Source organism: Rhodoferax sp. SPJ21 (assembly GCF_058216335.1).
Genome location: NZ_JBYZMO010000005.1, coordinates 104,463 through 121,144 on the forward strand (window position 1 = coordinate 104,463; position 16,682 = coordinate 121,144).

Annotated in this window: 21 protein-coding genes; 8 read left to right on the plus strand and 13 right to left on the minus strand. The window is 59.7% G+C overall.

What is annotated here, in order from left to right; translation table 11 throughout:
• The first annotated feature begins 52 nt into the window (after window positions 1-52).
• Window positions 53-787, plus strand: a complete 735-nt coding sequence (ispD, locus tag AC4BBN_RS21455) for a 2-C-methyl-D-erythritol 4-phosphate cytidylyltransferase (protein WP_490594176.1) — start codon at window positions 53-55, stop codon at window positions 785-787.
• Window positions 787-1,260: a 2-C-methyl-D-erythritol 2,4-cyclodiphosphate synthase gene (ispF, locus tag AC4BBN_RS21460; protein WP_490594063.1), complete on the plus strand. Its 474-nt coding sequence runs from the start codon at window positions 787-789 to the stop codon at window positions 1,258-1,260. Before ispD ends, ispF begins: the two co-directional genes overlap by 1 nt.
• On the opposite strand, the gene AC4BBN_RS21465 is transcribed toward ispF, so the two are convergent.
• Window positions 1,249-2,592, minus strand: coding sequence for an ATP-binding protein (locus AC4BBN_RS21465; protein WP_490594064.1), 1,344 nt, complete (start codon window positions 2,590-2,592; stop codon window positions 1,249-1,251). The genes ispF and AC4BBN_RS21465 overlap by 12 nt on opposite strands.
• 129 nt (window positions 2,593-2,721) lie before the next feature.
• Window positions 2,722-3,453, minus strand: coding sequence for an osmolarity response regulator transcription factor OmpR (gene ompR, locus AC4BBN_RS21470; RefSeq protein WP_490594065.1), 732 nt, complete (start codon window positions 3,451-3,453; stop codon window positions 2,722-2,724).
• A gap of 303 nt (window positions 3,454-3,756) precedes the next feature.
• Here ompR and AC4BBN_RS21475 point away from each other — a divergent pair, with 303 nt between their 5' ends.
• Entirely contained in the window at window positions 3,757-4,377 is a 621-nt protein-coding gene (locus tag AC4BBN_RS21475; RefSeq protein ID WP_490594066.1) for an SIMPL domain-containing protein, read from the plus strand.
• On the plus strand, window positions 4,377-4,793 hold the full coding sequence (gene arfB / locus AC4BBN_RS21480; protein ID WP_490594067.1) for an alternative ribosome rescue aminoacyl-tRNA hydrolase ArfB: 417 nt from the start codon (window positions 4,377-4,379) through the stop codon (window positions 4,791-4,793). The genes AC4BBN_RS21475 and arfB overlap by 1 nt, the downstream gene beginning before the upstream one ends.
• A gap of 11 nt (window positions 4,794-4,804) precedes the next feature.
• Here arfB and AC4BBN_RS21485 read toward each other — a convergent pair whose 3' ends face one another.
• The 4 genes from AC4BBN_RS21485 to AC4BBN_RS21500 form a co-directional block, all read right to left on the minus strand.
• Complete coding sequence (locus AC4BBN_RS21485) at window positions 4,805-5,602, minus strand: UDP-2,3-diacylglucosamine diphosphatase (protein WP_490594068.1); 798 nt, start codon at window positions 5,600-5,602, stop codon at window positions 4,805-4,807.
• A 7-nt stretch (window positions 5,603-5,609) separates the two neighbouring features.
• Window positions 5,610-6,116, minus strand: coding sequence for a peptidylprolyl isomerase (locus AC4BBN_RS21490; protein ID WP_490594069.1), 507 nt, complete (start codon window positions 6,114-6,116; stop codon window positions 5,610-5,612).
• A 70-nt stretch (window positions 6,117-6,186) separates the two neighbouring features.
• Window positions 6,187-6,768, minus strand: coding sequence for a peptidylprolyl isomerase (locus AC4BBN_RS21495; RefSeq protein ID WP_490594070.1), 582 nt, complete (start codon window positions 6,766-6,768; stop codon window positions 6,187-6,189).
• Window positions 6,769-6,829: 61 nt separating this feature from the next.
• Window positions 6,830-7,372 carry a tetratricopeptide repeat protein gene (locus AC4BBN_RS21500; RefSeq protein WP_490594071.1) on the minus strand — a complete coding sequence of 181 codons (543 nt, stop codon included), beginning with the start codon at window positions 7,370-7,372 and terminating at the stop codon, window positions 6,830-6,832.
• Window positions 7,373-7,563: 191 nt separating this feature from the next.
• Between AC4BBN_RS21500 and cysS the strand changes: the two genes are divergently transcribed.
• The 3 genes from cysS to AC4BBN_RS21515 all read left to right on the plus strand — a co-directional run bounded on the left by cysS (window position 7,564) and on the right by AC4BBN_RS21515 (window position 10,713).
• On the plus strand, window positions 7,564-8,940 hold the full coding sequence (gene cysS / locus AC4BBN_RS21505) for a cysteine--tRNA ligase (RefSeq protein WP_490594072.1): 1,377 nt from the start codon (window positions 7,564-7,566) through the stop codon (window positions 8,938-8,940).
• A 48-nt stretch (window positions 8,941-8,988) separates the two neighbouring features.
• A complete protein-coding gene (locus tag AC4BBN_RS21510) occupies window positions 8,989-9,657 on the plus strand; it encodes a DNA-3-methyladenine glycosylase family protein (protein ID WP_490594073.1) in 669 nt (222 codons plus the stop codon).
• 78 nt (window positions 9,658-9,735) lie between these two features.
• Window positions 9,736-10,713: an acetyl-CoA carboxylase carboxyltransferase subunit alpha gene (locus tag AC4BBN_RS21515; protein ID WP_490594074.1), complete on the plus strand. Its 978-nt coding sequence runs from the start codon at window positions 9,736-9,738 to the stop codon at window positions 10,711-10,713.
• Between the two features lie 66 nt (window positions 10,714-10,779).
• Here AC4BBN_RS21515 and AC4BBN_RS21520 read toward each other — a convergent pair whose 3' ends face one another.
• A complete protein-coding gene (locus AC4BBN_RS21520) occupies window positions 10,780-12,195 on the minus strand; it encodes a phospholipase D-like domain-containing protein (protein ID WP_490594075.1) in 1,416 nt (471 codons plus the stop codon).
• Window positions 12,196-12,331: 136 nt separating this feature from the next.
• Between AC4BBN_RS21520 and AC4BBN_RS21525 the strand changes: the two genes are divergently transcribed.
• The gene (locus AC4BBN_RS21525; protein ID WP_490594076.1) at window positions 12,332-12,517 is read left to right on the plus strand and encodes a hypothetical protein; all 186 of its coding nucleotides are present in this window, start codon (window positions 12,332-12,334) and stop codon (window positions 12,515-12,517) included.
• A gap of 23 nt (window positions 12,518-12,540) precedes the next feature.
• Here AC4BBN_RS21525 and AC4BBN_RS21530 read toward each other — a convergent pair whose 3' ends face one another.
• The 6 genes from AC4BBN_RS21530 to AC4BBN_RS21555 form a co-directional block, all read right to left on the minus strand.
• Window positions 12,541-12,810, minus strand: coding sequence for a hypothetical protein (locus AC4BBN_RS21530; RefSeq protein ID WP_490594077.1), 270 nt, complete (start codon window positions 12,808-12,810; stop codon window positions 12,541-12,543).
• 70 nt (window positions 12,811-12,880) lie between these two features.
• Window positions 12,881-13,645: an amino acid ABC transporter ATP-binding protein gene (locus AC4BBN_RS21535; RefSeq protein ID WP_490594078.1), complete on the minus strand. Its 765-nt coding sequence runs from the start codon at window positions 13,643-13,645 to the stop codon at window positions 12,881-12,883.
• Entirely contained in the window at window positions 13,629-14,282 is a 654-nt protein-coding gene (locus tag AC4BBN_RS21540; protein WP_490594079.1) for an amino acid ABC transporter permease, read from the minus strand. The genes AC4BBN_RS21535 and AC4BBN_RS21540 overlap by 17 nt, the downstream gene beginning before the upstream one ends.
• Window positions 14,283-14,300: 18 nt before the next feature.
• Window positions 14,301-14,972: an amino acid ABC transporter permease gene (locus AC4BBN_RS21545; RefSeq protein WP_490594080.1), complete on the minus strand. Its 672-nt coding sequence runs from the start codon at window positions 14,970-14,972 to the stop codon at window positions 14,301-14,303.
• A 100-nt stretch (window positions 14,973-15,072) separates the two neighbouring features.
• On the minus strand, window positions 15,073-15,864 hold the full coding sequence (locus tag AC4BBN_RS21550) for a transporter substrate-binding domain-containing protein (RefSeq protein ID WP_490594081.1): 792 nt from the start codon (window positions 15,862-15,864) through the stop codon (window positions 15,073-15,075).
• Window positions 15,861-16,640: a GntR family transcriptional regulator gene (locus AC4BBN_RS21555; RefSeq protein WP_490594082.1), complete on the minus strand. Its 780-nt coding sequence runs from the start codon at window positions 16,638-16,640 to the stop codon at window positions 15,861-15,863. Before AC4BBN_RS21555 ends, AC4BBN_RS21550 begins: the two co-directional genes overlap by 4 nt.
• Window positions 16,641-16,682: the final 42 nt, after the last annotated feature.

Consider the following 16,682-nt stretch of genomic DNA (forward strand, 5'->3'; position numbering starts at 1 on the left):
AAAAACACCCCCCGGCACGAGGGCGGGGGGTGTGGATGTGCCTGATTTTAGAATGCAGGCAATGTCTACCGATTCCCTGCCCGCAGTACCCCGTTTTTTTGCCCTGATTCCTTGCGCTGGTGTGGGTAGCCGAGCCCTTGCAGCCGGTGCCGTACCAACCCCCAAGCAGTACCAGACCGTCGCTGGCCAGCCCATGGTGATGCATACCTTGGCTGCTTTTGCCAGCGTGCCGCGGATTGCCGACGTGTTGGTGGTGGTGGCGACGGGAGACGACTTTTTTGAGCACCAAAGCTCAACCTGTGTGGTATCGGATTGCGGCGGCGCGACCCGGGCCGAATCGGTTTTTAATGGTTTGCACGATCTGTTCGAGCAAGGAGCTTTAGGCCATGACTGGGTGCTGGTACACGACGCTGCGCGTTGCCTTATCACGCCGGCGCAAATCGATGCACTGATTGATGCCTGTGAATCGGATGCCGTGGGTGGCTTGCTGGCGCACAAGCTGGCCGACACACTAAAAAGCGAAGACCAAGGCCGTGTGGCAAGCACCTTGCCGCGCAGCGACAAATGGTTGGCCCAAACCCCGCAGATGTTTCGCATCGGGATGTTGTCACATGCACTTCAGTCCGCTGGGGCTGAGGTGACAGACGAGTCCAGCGCCATCGAAGCCCTGGGCCTGGCGCCCAAGCTGGTGCCTGGCAGCGCCCAGAATTTCAAAGTAACCTACCCCGAAGACTTTGCGCTTGCCGAGGCTGTGCTGCGGAGTCGTTCATCTTTCAGGAGTTCTTAATGCAGTTTCGGATCGGAGAGGGCTGGGACGTTCACGCCCTGGTGGCAGGGCGTAAGCTGATATTGGGTGGTGTTGAAATCCCTCACACCATGGGGCTGCTGGGCCATTCAGATGCAGATGCCTTGCTGCATGCCATTACCGATGCGTTGCTGGGCGCCGCTGCGCTGGGAGACATCGGGACGCATTTTTCAGATACCGACCCGCAATTCAAGGGCGCCGACTCTATGGTGTTGCTGGCCGAGGCAGTACGCCGTGTGCAGGCCAAGGGTTATCGCATTGGCAATATCGACAGCACCATCATCGCCCAGGCTCCGAAGATGATGCCGCACATCCCGGCCATGCGCGAGCGCATCGCCAGAGCTCTGGGCCTGTCGCTAGAGCAGATCAACATCAAGGCCAAGACGGCCGAAAAGATGGGTCCAGTGGGCCTGGGGCAGAGCATCGAGGCCCGGGCCGTCGCACTACTGTACTGAAGACATCCGGGGCTTGTTAGCCCGTTGCAGTTTGATGTGGGCTGCCAAACCGCCTGACGAGCTATTCGCCAATTCAAATTCCCCGCCCATGCGCTGTATGGCCTTGTCCACAATCGACAAGCCCAGGCCGGCGCCGGTGGCGGCGGTGCGGGCAGCATCCCCACGGAAGAAGGGCTTCAGAAGATTATCCAGCTGCTCTGGGTTTACCCCCTGCCCATGGTCACGTACTTTCAACAGCACCCAGTCATCCCGTGATTTGGCGGCAATGTCCACCTCGGCAATGCCTGAGCCTTCGGATTTGCCATAGCGGCGTGCATTCTCCAGCAGGTTGGAGATCACACGCGTCAGCTCCACCTCGTCAGCCAGCACCATCAAAGCCTCATCCACATTGAGGTTGATGCGCATATCCTCGTATTCACGCACGGCATACAGACTGGACTCGATGACCGCATTCAGCGACACCGTTTTTAGTTCCACATGGTCGGGCCGCGCGTAATCCAGGAATTTATCGATGATGGCATCCAGTTGCTCGATGTCGGCCACCATGTGTTCACGGGCATCGTAGTCGCCCACGCTCATTTCGGTTTCCAGGCGTAATCGTGCCAGCGGCGTGCGCAGGTCGTGCGATATGCCAGCCAGCATGACAACACGGTCCTGTTCGATCTTGGCCAGTTTTTGCGCCATGCGGTTGAAACCGATATTCACCTCGCGGATTTCACCGGTCACGCCGCGTTCATCCAGGTGGCTGGCGTCAAAGTCACCTTCACGTACGCGGCTGGTGGCGAACGACAGCTGCTTCAACGGTCGGTTGATAAGGCGGGCAATCAGAGCTGCGCCAGCCAGTGACAGGCCTCCGATGGTCAACAGCCAGATCACCCAGGTTTTGTTACTGGCGGGATTGAAGCGTTCACGGTCCAGCTGCAACCAGTTGGGGTCACCATTGATTTGAAAGCCAATCCACAGGCCCTCGACTCCGTTGACGCTGCGCGCCACAACGGTCGCCGGGCCAAGCAGGTTTTTTAGCTCCTGTGCAATGCGCTCGCTCAGGCTGTCATGGTCAAATGGTTGGAACTGGTCGGTCGGCTCACGCGGCAGAATGCGTAAACCTTCTTGTTCGGCCATGGCCTTAATCAACGAGACCCGGGCTATGGGGTCGGTATGCATCAACGCTGCTCGGCTGAGGTTGACTTGTGAGGCGATCTGCTGCGCTGCCTGGATGGCACGTGGCGCAAAGTCGAGCGCCCGCAGGGTCATCAGCCAAGCGAGCATGCTGCCCATGAGAAGCGCCGCCAACAAAAAGAAGGTACGCCAGAACAGGCTGACGACCACCATCTGCCGCGACAGGTGCGACTTCTTATTACGTGCTTCTAGAGGCGCAGGAGCACTGGCATCAATCTGATTGGACCCGCCAGCGTGGTAGCTGGAAGCCTGGCTGGTCCGTGGAGCTTTTCTCAAAATGGATCAACCCGCACCATCGGGTACGAATACATAGCCCACGCCCCATACGGTCTGGATGAAGCGGGGAGCCGCAGCATCCACTTCCACCAATTTGCGTAAGCGTGACACCTGCACGTCAAGACTGCGATCGAAAGGCTCGAATTCACGGCCTCTTGCAAGCAATGCCAGCTTTTCACGTGACAGTGGCTGGCGCGGGTGGCGTACCAGGGCTTTGAGCATGGCGAATTCGCCGGTGGTGAGCGGTAGTTCTTCACCGTTGCGGTTCAAGGTGCGGGACCCCAGGTCGAATGCAAACGGACCGAAGTTGATGATTTCGTTGTCTATCGATGGAGCTCCGGGCGCCTCTTTGGTCGGGCGGCGGCGCAACACAGCGTGGATGCGGGCCAGCAGCTCGCGCGGGTTGAACGGTTTGCCCAGATAGTCGTCGGCACCTACTTCCAGGCCGACGATGCGGTCAATGTCTTCGCCCTTGGCGGTCAGCATGATGATGGGCGTGCGGTCATTGCTGGCGCGCAGGCGGCGGCAAATGCTCAAACCGTCTTCGCCGGGCATCATCAGATCCAGCACTATCAGATCGGCTGTATCGCGCAGCATGATGCGACTCAATGCCTTGCCGTCTTCGGCCAACATGACTTCAAAGCCTTCTTGCACCAAGTAGCGGCGCAGCAAATCGCGAATTCGGGAGTCGTCATCGACAACCAAGATCTTGTCGGGTCGGCTGGCAGTCTGGTTCATAGTCCGTGTACTGAAATGTGTAACAAGGCTGGATTCTGCAGTGTGTAACAACGGAAAATCCTGGCCAACGGCGGCTTTTGACAGACTGTTACAACTTTTGCAAGCCCTTGGCGGCCCGGTTTTGTGGCATTTTCACCAAAAATGGGTTGTGTTTTTCGACCCGATCTTCGATGTCCAACCCCCAAGGAAACAATGCAAAAAATTCCGTTAATTGCTACTAAAATAATAGCTTCAAGCGTAATAGCTATATGCGCTAGCTCGGCATTTTCTCAAGAGTCCACTAGCGCGGCCCCGCTGCGCAATGTGGTGCAGTTATCTGCCAGTGGAGCGGTTGAGGTTCAGCAGGATTGGCTGACCGTGGTGCTGGCCACCAGCCGCGATGGCGCCGACGCAGTCATTTTGCAAAACCAGCTGAAAACTGCATTGGATAGCGCATTGGCCGAGGCTAAGAAATATGCCAAAGCCGGTCAACTGGACTTGCACACGGGAAATTTCAGTCTGTCGCCACGCTATGGCAAAGACGGAAAAATCCAGGGCTGGGTGGGTACGACCGAGTTAGTGCTGGAGGGGCGAGACTTCAGCCGCATCGCCAGCACCGCCGGCAAGATCAATACGTTGACCATGTCGAATGTGGCGTTCAGCCTCAGCCGCAGCCAGCGTGCGCAAGTAGAGGGTGATGCCCAGTTGCTGGCCATAGAGCAGTTCAAGTCCAAAGCCCAGGACATTGCCAAAGGTTTTGGTTTTAGCGGCTATAGCCTGCGCGAGGTTTCTGTGAACACCAATGACACCGGCCCCACGCCCCGCATGCGCCCCATGGCCATGAGTGCCAAATTGATGGAAGCAGATATGCCGGTGCCAACCGAGGCCGGTCGCAGCACCGTGCAGGTGACGGTATCCGGGGCCGTCCAGCTGACGGGGCCGTGATGCATTTCCGTCCCCTGGCTATCGATCCGGCGGAGGTTGAAATCACGGCCATCCGCGCCCAGGGGGCAGGCGGGCAGAACGTCAACAAGGTGTCGAGTGCGGTGCATCTGCGCTTTGATGTGCGTGCGTCCTCATTGCCCGAGGACGTAAAGGAGCGACTGCTGGCATTGCGTGATGCCCGCATTACCCAACTGGGGGTGGTGGTGATCAAAGCCCAACAGTACCGAAGCCAGGAGCAGAACCGGGTCGAGGGCCTGCAACGCTTGCAGGCTCTGGTCGAGACCGTGGCGTTGGCCCCCCGCGTACGTCGTGCAACTAAGCCGACTTATGGCTCGCAGCAACGCCGACTAGAGGGCAAGGGCCTGCGTTCCAGCACCAAGGCACTGCGCGGCAAAATCCGGGATGGATCGTTGTAAGCAGTACGCCCTCAGGCGATCTGGATGCGTTCCAGTCCATTGGCTGAAATACGCAGGGCATCGCCACGCGGGGGTGTGGCGGCCGTATCCCAGTCGCTTAGCACCCAGCGTTCCAAGCCTACGCCCAGCGCATGTTGCGCTGGGCGGTGGGTATGGCCGTGTACTAACACCGAGGCACGTGCGGCAGCAAGCCACTGGCAGACTGCCGGGCCATCCACGTCTGCGTAGACCGCGCCGTTATGTTTGCGGCTTTCACTCTGGCTGCGGATGTTGCGGGCGATGTGCTGGCGTTGCGTCAGAGGCTGTGCCAGGAAATTGCTTTGCCAGGCGGGACTGCGTACTAGTGCTCGGAACTGCAGGTAATCTACGTCGTCCAGGCACAAGGCATCGCCATGGCTGAGTAGCCAGCGGTTCCCGGCGAACTGTAAAACCGTCGGGTCGTCCAGCAGAGTGAGTTGGCCGGCGCTAGCAGCCCGCAGCCCAAACAGAAAGTCCCGGTTGCCATGCATAAAGAAAATTGGGCGCTGTTGGGCGGCTGCCTGCAGCACCTGGAGGCAGGTCGCATCAAACCCTGTCGGGTCTGCTTCCACACCGTCGTCACCTACCCATACTTCAAACAAGTCGCCCAGGATGAAGACGGCGTCGGCCGTGGTGCTTGCCATATAGCGCTGCCACGCAGCAAATGTGGCCGGCTCAGCGGCCTGCAAATGCAAGTCTGAAATGCAATCGACCGTGCGCCAGTGGGCAGGAGCTAGCAGCTCCGCCACCGGGGGCACGGTCGAGGCTGGCGCGATGGAGGTCGGCGCCATGCCGTCTTTACAGCGCGACGGCTTTTTCGATGACCACGTCTTCCACGGGCACATCGCCGTGGCCGCCGCGGTTACCGGTCTTCACTGCCTTGATGGCGTCCACGACTTCGGCGCCGGACACCACTTTGCCGAACACGGCATAGCCCCAGCCGGAGCTGGAGATGGCGGTGTGGTTCAGGAAGCCGTTGTTGGCCACGTTGATGAAGAACTGGGCAGTAGCTGAGTGTGGGTCGCTGGTGCGGGCCATGGCAACGGTGTAGTTGTCGTTCTTCAGGCCGTTATTGGCTTCGTTGTCGATCGGTGCGTCGGTACCCTTTTGCTTCATGCCGGGTTCAAAGCCGCCGCCCTGGACCATGAAACCAGGAATCACGCGGTGGAACACGGTGTTGTTGTAGTGGCCCTTGGCCACATAGGCCAGGAAATTGGCGACCGACTTAGGGGCCTTTTCCTGGTCCAGTTCAAGGGTGATGACGCCACGGTTGGCAATATGGAGTTCGACTTTGGGGTTGCTCATGGCAGGTTTTCCTTATGGAGGTTGAAAGAGCTTTCGTAGTCCCGGGCTGTCTTGAACCCGGGCGGGAAAGTTAGAGAGGGGTCGCTGATCGGATGCTGATGGTGGTCACGGGCACGTCCTGGAATGGCCCCTTGCTCGCGGTGGCGCTGGTGCGGATCTTGTCGATCACGTCCATACCCGACACCACCTTGCCGAACACCGCATAGCCGTAGCCGTCTGGCTGGGGGGCGTTCAGATTGCTATTGTCTTTGACATTGATGAAAAACTGGGCGGTGGCCGAATTGGGGTTGCCGGTACGCGCCATGGCAATCGTGCCGCGGTCGTTCTTCAGGCCGTTATTGGCTTCCAGCGGAATCGGCGGACGGGTGGGCTTTTGCTGCAAGTCGGGGGTAAAGCCCCCGCCCTGGACCATGAAGCCGTCAATCACACGGTGGAAGATGGTGCCGTCGTAATGCTTGCCTTGCACGTATTGCAGGAAGTTCGCTACGGTCTTGGGTGCTTTGTCGGGGTAAACCTCGACCACGAAGTCGCCGGCCGACGTGGCAAATTTGACCCGGGGTGCATCTGCCGCGAAAGTGGGGGCGGCCAGGGCGCAAGCCCAGATGGCGCTGGAAGCCAGCCAGGCGCGCTTGGAAGTAGAAAAAACCATCATGTAGAAATGCTATGCAAAAGGGGGACGGAAGCCTTTGAAGGCTACAGCTGGGACCGCGGGGTTACTTTGTTTTGGGTGCGGCTGCGGGTGTCAGCACATCTTTCAGCAAAGCAACTTTTTTGGAGGCTTGTGGGTTGCTGGCGTTCAGCTGCAATGACTTGCTGTAGGACTGGCTCGCCAATTTGGCGTAGATGTCGCCCAGATTTTCGTGGGCGGTGGCGTAGTTCGGGTTGATGCGGACGGCCATTTCCAGGGCCGTGCGGGCCTTGTCGAAATCGTTCTGTCCGGCATACAGCACGGCCAGGTTGTTATAGGGCTCAGGCAGTTCGGGGAACTCTTGTGTGAGCTCTGTCAGGGTGGTTATTGCTTCAGCGGGGTGCCCAGAAGCACTTTGCACAGATGACTTCAAGAAGCGCATTTGCGGATCCCGTGGCTTGACTGCCAGGTACAGGTCCACCTTGGCCTGGGCCTCTGTCAGCTTGCCGGTGCGCAGCAGCTGGTTCACATCGCTGTAGTCATCCGCATAGGCCGCCGAAGTCGCCACCAGGGCGCCAGCAGCCAGCACGCGTAGCACAGTAGAAAAACGGAACTTTGGGTGCAGCATAGGGCCTCTTGAAAAGCATGCAAAGACAGGCCCAAACGAGGGCTATATACTCGGAAGATTGTAGCCCAGGGGTTTTGCAATAACGGATCTGCCCCCACCCAGGCGCGGATTTCAAGCTGCCTCCCTTGTCCAGTGTTACCCAGTGAAAAGCCCGCAGGACCTTCATGCGTCCTGCGCCAACCCAAGATTCCATGAGTTTGCGCATATACAACACGCTTTCGCGTGCCACGGAAGAGTTTTCGCCGATCGAGCCAGGCCATGTGCGCATGTATGTATGCGGCATGACGATTTACGATCTGTGCCACATCGGCCATGCCCGCATGATGATGGCGTTTGACGTGGTGCAGCGCTGGCTGAAGGCGAGCGGCTTGCGCGTCACCTATGTGCGCAACATCACCGACATCGATGACAAGATCATCGCCCGCGCCGTGCAGCGCGGCATCACCATCCGAGCCCTGACCGACGAGATGACCCTGGCCATGCACCAGGACATCGGCCTGCTCGGCATAGAGCCGCCCAGCATCGAACCACGCGCGACGGAATACGTGCCGCAGATGCTCAAGCTGATCGGCATGCTGGAACAAAAAGGCCTGGCCTACCGCACGCCGCAGGGTGACGTGAACTACGCCGTGCGCAAATTCCCTGGCTATGGCAAGTTGTCCGGCAAGTCGCTTGACGAGCTGCATGCAGGTGAACGCGTGGCGGTACTGGATGGCAAGGAAGATCCGCTGGACTTCGTGCTGTGGAAAGCCGCCAAACCCACCGAGCCCGCAGATGCCAAATGGAACAGCGACTTCGGCCCCGGCCGCCCCGGCTGGCATATCGAATGCTCGGCTATGTCTTGCCAGACGCTGGGTGAAAGCTTCGATATCCACGGCGGCGGTGCCGACCTGCAGTTTCCGCACCATGAGAATGAAATCGCCCAAAGCGAAGGCGCATCCGGCAAGCCGCTGGCGCGCTTCTGGGTGCACAACGGTTTTGTGCGGGTGGACAACGAGAAGATGTCCAAGAGCCTGGGTAACTTCTTTACCATCCGCGACGTGCTGCAGAAGTACGACGCGGAAACCCTGCGCTTCTTCCTGGTGCGAACCCATTACCGCAGCCCGTTGAACTACAGCGATGCGCATCTGGACGACGCACGCACGGCCCTGAAGCGCCTGTATACCGCACTCAGCCTGGTCGAGCCCGAAGTGCCCGCGCAGATCGACTGGACCCAGCCGTTTGCCGCCCGTTTCCAGGCCGCCATGGACGAAGACTTTGGCACGCCGGAAGCCCTGGCAGTGCTGTTTGACCTGGCATCCGACGTGAATCGCACCCAGTCGCCTGCGCAAGCCGGTCTTTTGAAGGCCTTGGGTGCTACCCTGGGCTTGCTGCAAGGCAGCGCCAAGGCCTTTTTGCAGGCCGGTGCCGGCCTGGACGATGCCGCCATTAAGGCGTTGATTGTTCAGCGCGCAGAGGCCAAAGTCGCCCGCAATTTCGCAGAAGCCGACCGCATTCGCCAGGAACTGCTGGCCCAGGGCATTGCCCTCAAGGATTCCGCCAGCGGCACGACCTGGGAGGCTGTGTAGTGCTTTTTTTGCGATTGATTTGGCCCTCTGGTGCAAGTGGAATGTGCGATGGCTGCTACTAAAAAGATAGTAAAAGACAGCTCCACCGTATTCACCCCTGCCTACTGGGCAGATGCCCGCAAGCATCTGGTGAAAAAAGACCGGGTGATGAAGCGCTTGATTCCCCAGTTTGGCGATGTTTGCCTGGAAACCCGGGGCGATGCCTTCACCACGTTGGCGCGCAGCGTCGTGGGACAGCAGATATCGGTCAAGGCGGCTCAAACCGTGTGGGGCAAGTTTGTCAAACTGCCCGAACAGATGGTTCCGCAGAGCGTGCTCAAGCTCAAGGTGGACGATATGCGCGCCGCCGGCCTGAGCGCGCGCAAGGTGGAATATCTGGTGGACCTGGCCCTGCATTTCGATGCGGGCAAGCTGCATGTCCAGGCCTGGGAGGATATGGACGACGAGGCCATCATCGCCGAGCTGGTGGCCATACGCGGCATCGGCCGCTGGACGGCCGAGATGTTTCTGATCTTCCATATGATGCGGCCGAACGTGCTGCCGCTGGACGATGTGGGGCTGATCAGCGGCATCAGCCAGAATTATTTTTCGGGCGACCCGGTCAGCCGCAGTGACGCACGCGAAGTGGCTGCCGCCTGGGCACCGTACTGCAGCGTGGCAACTTGGTATATTTGGCGGTCTTTGGCCCCGGTGCCTGCTGCGGACGCAGCGAAATAAACACCTACTAGCTTTCAGGACTGGGGCGCAATGCACCTCCAGTCCTGAAAGTTATCTCACTACCTTAGGAGAATGACCTTGGCAAAAAGAACATTTCTGGATTTCGAGCAGCCGATTTCCGACCTCGAAACCAAGATCGAAGAGCTGCGCTACGTGCAGACCGAGTCTGCCGTGGATATTTCGGAAGAAATTGACCAGCTCAGCAAAAAGAGCCAGCAGCTCACCAAAGACATCTACAGCAACCTCACGCCCTGGCAGATCACCAAGATCGCCCGCCATGCGGAGCGTCCCTACACGCTGGATTACGTCAATGAAATCTTCACCGATTTCGTCGAGATGCATGGCGACCGCCACTTTGCGGATGACCTGAGCATCGTGGGCGGCCTGGCGCGTTTCAACGGTACGGCCTGCATGGTCATCGGCCACCAAAAGGGCCGTGACACCAAGGAGCGCGGACTGCGTAACTTCGGCATGACCAAGCCCGAGGGCTACCGTAAGGCGCTGCGCCTGATGAAAACGGCCGAAAAATTCAAGCTGCCAGTGTTCACCTTTGTGGACACCCCCGGTGCCTACCCCGGCATTGACGCGGAAGAGCGTGGCCAGTCTGAGGCAATTGGCCGCAACATCTACGAGATGGCGCAGCTGGAGGTGCCCATCATCACCACCATCATCGGCGAAGGCGGCTCTGGCGGCGCGCTGGCGATCTCGGTGGGCGACCAGGTGGTGATGCTGCAGTACTCTATCTATTCCGTCATTAGCCCCGAAGGTTGCGCCTCCATTCTGTGGAAGACCTCTGAAAAAGCCGGCGATGCCGCAGATGCCCTGGGCATTACCGCGCACCGCCTCAAGGCCCTGGGCTTGATCGACAAGATCGTCAATGAGCCCGTGGGTGGCGCCCACCGTGACCACAAGCAAATGGCTGCTTTTCTCAAGCGTGCCTTGAACGATGCCTACCGCCAGGTCAGCGACCTGAAGGTCAAGGAGCTGCTGGACCGCCGCTACGACCGTCTGCAAAGCTACGGCCGCTTTACGGACACCAAGGCCGATAGTAAATAAGCAAGTAAGCCTTCAAGCATCTGCATGGATGCCCTGGTGGACCCTGTTCACCAGGGCATTTGTCTTTTAGAGCTGAAAAGCCACCCAGCGTACAGCCGCCTCCAGCAGTTCGCGCGCCAGGCCGGGTGCACGTGGCTTGTAGGGCTTGGCGCTGGCCTGCTGGTGCTCGATCCAGTGGGAGAAGGTCTGCACCACGGACGCGTCGTAAAAGGCCACCATCAGCTCGTAATTGAGGAACAGGCTGCGCTCGTCCAGATTGGCCGAACCCACCAACGCCATGTCCTCGTCGATGAGCACGGCCTTGGCATGCACCATATGCGGCGACAGCCATATGCGCGCGCCTGATGCAGCCAGTTCGCGCAGTGCGGCGTGGCGTGCAATGTCGGCCAAACGGTGGTTGGAATGGGCGGGCATCAACAGGGTCACGGCCACGCCGCGCCGGGCCGCCAGGGCCATGGCCATCAGCAGGGTCGAGTCGGGCACGAAGTAGGGCGTGACGGCCAGGATGCGGCTTTTGGCGGTGAAGCAGGCCGACACTAGCAGCGTATAGACCGTGTCTTCGGTCTGGTCTGGGCCGCTGGGCACCAGTCGGGCCCGCGAGCCCGTAGCATGGGCGACACCGGTTGTGGGTGGCGGTGCGGCTTCGGTTACGCCGGTAGTGGCAAAGTTCCAATCTCTATCGAAGCGTTGCTGCGCCTGCTGTGCCAGGTCGCCGCATAGATCAAAGCTCAGGTCTATCCAAACTGGCTTGTTGCGAAAGGCCTGGGCAGACCTGGTGTCGCCCTCGAAGTACTCCGCAGCCAGGTTCCGCCCGCCGCACCACAGCCATTGCCCGTCGGCCAGCACCATCTTGCGGTGGTTGCGCAGATTGGTACGCCCGCGCAGAGGGGAGCGCAGCGGTGGTACGAACAAGGCTACCTGAACACCTGCAGCGCGCAGCTTGTTCAGCTTGACGGGGCCGCCCAGATAGCGGCCTATGCCGTCCAGCAGCAGCCGCACCTGGATGCCTTCACGGGCACGCCGCACCAGCAATTCGCAGATCTCATCGCCCAGCACATCTTTGCCCAGAATGAATGTGCAAATGTCGAGACGCTGGCGCGCACCGTGGATGCCCATGCGCAAAGCATCCAATGCCTGGCTGCCATGCGCGTGCACTGCCAACTGGCTGAATGAGGCAGCGTCGCCCAGGCCCAGTGCCTTGGCCAGCCGATCGGTCTCGTCGGGCGGGGCGTTGTGACTGGATGGGGTTGCAAGAGGCCTTCTCAGGTGCCTGGGGCTGACCAGCTTGCGGCTGCCAAACACCAGGTACAGCGGCAAGGCCACGTAGGGTAGAAGCACCAGGGACACCACCCAGGCAATACCTGCAGATGGATGGCGGCGCTGCTTCAGCGCGTGTGAACCTGCAGCGTAAATGCCCAGGCCCAGCAGCACGACCAGGCCGTGCAGGGTAATCCAGTGGCGGGCGAATATGTCGTTGAGCACAGCTTGGGTAAGACCGTTTTCAGGCTAGGTAAAGACGCTACAAAGTGATGCACAGTCTAGTGCGTACCCGGTTGCAATCCCGCGCAAACAGGTTTGCAATAGACCATGGCTATGTAAAACGTGAAAGGAAGACGCTATGCGAACCGAACTTTTGCAACCCGCTGCCACCATCGTCGCAGCAATGATCAACAAGGAGGCTGACCGCAGCTCCACCGGCCACCGCCTGAGTTGCCAGGAGCTGCTGGTGGCCACCTACCGCAAACTTGAAGCGGCGGTGGAGCAGATAGAACAGGAAGACAGCAACAAAAACCGGCGTGAGTAGCCAGCAGGAGGCAGGTTGATGGCCTAAAGCTGTAGGCCGGCCTTGTCCAGCCACATCTGCAGGCTGTCGTGCAGGTCGGTGTGGCTGAACGAGCAGCTTTCTTCACTGAACAGGGCACTGGATTCCAGCCGGTCCAGCAGGCCCAATAGCACCTCGGCGTAGCGCGGGGGCAGGGCGGCCAGCAAGTCCGGGCACTGCCGCGCAGATTGGCTGAACGTGTGGATGTCCATGCTTGCATTGCGCAAGGCGTCCAGGCTCTGCTGCAAGCTGGTAAGTTCAGTGCGTGCGCTCATCGATTTGAATAAAAAGTGGCTCTGGCGCAGATTCTATCTGCGCAGGTAGCTAGTAAAAATATAGCATTCGTCAGTCGTGCAGCGAGGACAGGAACTGTTTTAACTCTGGTGTCTGAGGGTTGCCGAACAGTTCGTTGGGTGGCCCCATCTCGTGTACACGGCCCTGGTGCATGAAGATTACGCGGTCGCTGACCTTGCGGGCAAAGCTCATTTCATGGGTCACCATCAGCAGGGTCATGCCTTCGTCGGCCAGGCTTTCCACCACGCGTAGCACCTCGCCCACTAGCTCAGGATCGAGAGCAGAGGTGATTTCATCGCACAGAAGGACGGCCGGCTCCATAGCTAGTGCCCGGGCAATCGCCACACGCTGCTGCTGGCCGCCAGAGAGCTGGTCGGGCCAGGCATCGAACTTCTCGGCCAGGCCAACGCGGGCCAGCAGCTTGCGGGCCTGCTCCATGCCGGGTGCCTCTGCCTGTTGCTTCACCAGGCGGGGGGCCAGCATCACGTTCTTGCCGACCGTGAGGTGAGGGAACAGATTGAAGCCCTGGAAGATCATGCCCACGCGCTGGCGCAGTGCGCGCATGGCCATGGCGTTGTCATGCAACAGGGGCTTGCTGTCTACGGCGAGCGAGCCGCTCTGGAATTCCTCCAGCCCGTTGATGCAGCGCAGCAGCGTGCTCTTGCCCGAGCCGCTTTTGCCGATGATGGCAATCACCTCGCCGGGCTGGACCTGCAGGTCGATGCCCTTGAGCACCTCGTTGCTGCCAAAGGATTTACGCAGGCCCTTGATTTCGACGATCGCGGGTGCGGACACGGGTTTAGCGACGGGCTGCATGCAGCTTCCTTTCAAGCATCTTGGCGTACAAACTGACGGGGAAACACAAAACGAAATACATCAGGGCCACACAGCTGTAGACCACAAAGGGTTTGAAAGTGGCGTTGGTGATCATGGTGCCGGCCTTGGTTAGCTCGATGAAGCCGATCACCGAGGCCAATGCGGTTCCCTTGATGACCTGCACCAGGAAGCCCACGGTCGGGGCAATGGCGATCTTCACCGCCTGGGGTAGCACCACGTAGCGCAAGCGTTCACCAAAACTCAAGGCCAGGCTGGCAGACGCCTCCCATTGCCCCTTGGGGATGGACGCCACGCAGCCGCGCCAGATCTCGGTCAAAAAGGCGCTGGTGTACAGCGTAAGGGCTGCGGCGGCCGCCACCCATGCGCTGGTGTTGATGCCAAATAAGGCAATGCCGAAGTAGGCTAGAAACAGCTGCATTAGCAGCGGCGTACCCTGAAACACCTGCACATAGATGCCTACTGCTGTATCTGCACCTTTAACTTTGCTGAGGCGAGCCACCAGGAGTAGGGCGCCGACGATGCCACCGCCGATAAAGGCCATCAGCGACAGGCCCACTGTCCACCGCGCAGCTAGCAGCAGGTTACGAAAAATGTCCCAAATAGAGAAATCAACCATGGTGCAAATCCTTGGGGGTTAGCGGCCAAACACGAAGCGCGGGCCCAGCCAATTCAGCAGCTTGCGCATGGACACCGATAGCGCCAGGTAAATGGCGGTGGCGATGATGAAGGCCTCGAACGCGCGGAAGTTGCGGCTCTGGATCAGGTTGGCGGCGTAGCTGAGCTCTTCGGTGGAAATTTGGCCGCACACCGCTGAGCCCAGCATCACGATGATGATCTGGCTGACCATGGCCGGCCAGACCTTTTTCAGGGCAGGAGGCAGCACTACACGGGTAAAAATTTGCAGCCGCGACAAGGCCAGGCTCATGGCGGCCTCGATCTGGCCCTTGGGCGTAGCGTCGATGCCGGCACGGATGATTTCCGTGGCGTAGGCGCCCAGGTTGATCACCATGGCCAGTACCGAAGCAACCTGGGGTGATAGCTTGAAGCCCAGCGCGGGCAGACCGAAAAAGATGAAGAACAGTTGCACGATGAAAGGCGTGTTGCGAATCAGCTCTACATAGATACCTACCAGCCATTTCAGGGCCAGCGGCGCGGGTGCGTTCTGGCTACGCACCCAGGCGCAGGCGATGCCAACCACGGCGCCAATCAGCGTGGCCAGTAGAGTCAGCAGCAGCGTCCAGCCCACGCCCTTGAGCAGCAGCGGCCACTGCTCCAGCACGGCAATAAAGTCAAATTGGATGCGCATGGGCTGCCTCCGAGGATGGTTTTGGCTGAGGTCGCGCGCCACACGGGCACGCGGGTTGGACTTTGCGTGGGCTTGTCCCGCGGTTTGCGGAGCGGCCTGCTTATTGCGGCAGATCGCCTGCGGGGCGGCCCAGCCAGCGTACGGCCATCTTGTCGATGTCGCCGGATTTCTTGGCTTCGGCGATGATGTCGTTCACCTTCAGGCGCAGTTTGTCTTCACCCTTTGCCACGCCAATGAAGTTGGGGGAGTCCTTCAACAGCAGCTTGTATTCGGTGCCCAGCTGCGGGTTCTTGGCCATCAGGTTGCCGGCCACCGAGGCTCCCGTGGCAATCACCTGCACCTGGCCAGACACGAAGGACGACACGGTGACGTTGTTGTCTTCAAAGCGCTTGATGTCGGCACCGGCGGGGGCCAGCTTGGTCAGCTCCTGGTCTTCAATTGCGCCACGGGTTACGCCGACGCTCTTGCCGTTCAGGTCGGCAAAACTCTTGATAGCCAGGGACTTGGGCGCAAACACGGCCTGGAAGAAGGGCGAGTAGGCGGATGTGAAGTCGATAACTTTTTCGCGCTCTGGGTTCTTGCCCAGGGTGGAGATCACCAGATCAGCCTTTTTGGATTGCAGGTAGGCAATACGGTTGGCGCTGGTGACGGGGGCGAGCTCGATGGCCACGCCCAGCTTCGCGGCAATGTAATTGGCCATGTCTACGTCCAGGCCTTGGGGCTTGAGGTCCGTGCCGACAAAGCCGTACGGGGGAAAGTCCGTAGGAATGGCGATGGTGATCTTCTTGGCCTTCATCACGTCGTCCAGGGCCGTTTGGGCGTGGGCACCCAGGCTGGAGAGTAGGGCGATGGTGGCAAGGCCTAATTGAAAATGGCGGCGAGAAGTGGTCATAGCAAAGCTCCTAGGTAGGTGGATGGGTCTTCGGTGGGGTTCGCAGGTTTTTTGCGAGTTTTTGATGATCTTGTATGCAAGACTTGTGCCTCAGTTGCAAGCGCCGGTTTGCCCAACGGCGCCAGCGCATCGCGCAGCTGAGCCAGCGGGTCGGCGTTCACAGGCAGCTTCAGCGCGTGCTGCACGCTGCCGATGTGGGCGGCCATCAGGGCCTCTGCACGGGCGATATCGCCTTTTTCCAGGGCGCTGACGATCTGCACATGGTCCTCGCAGGACTGGGCGGCGTTGTGTGAAGACTGGTACAGCATGGCGATCAAAGTGGTGCGCGCGGTGTAGTCGCGCAGGGTGTCGGCCAATAGCGTGTTGCCCAGGCATTCGGCCAGGCATACGTGAAAGTCCCCCAGCAAGAAGCTGCGCGTGCCAACGTCGCTCCCTTCCACGGCCGCCTGCTCTTGCTTGAGGTGCTGTTTGAGCCGCTTCAGGGCGGGTTTTTCAATGCCTTGCAGGCTGCGTATCAAGCCGGTTTCGATGACGCGGCGGGCCTCAAAGGCTTCACGCGCTTCTTCTTGCGAAGGCTCGATCACATACCAGCCCCGGCGCGCGCTGACAGTGACTATGCCGCGTGCGGCCAGGTGGGTCAGCGCCTCGCGCACGATGGTGCGGCTGCAATCGAACAGCATGGCCAAAGGTTGCTCGCCCAGGCGGGAGCCAGGGGCCAGCTTTTGGGCCATCACGGCTTCGATAATGCGTTTGCTGATGTCGGATGCGGTGCTCATGGCCGTAAGCCATGCAGCATTTGTGCCAACTGGTATGCAAGA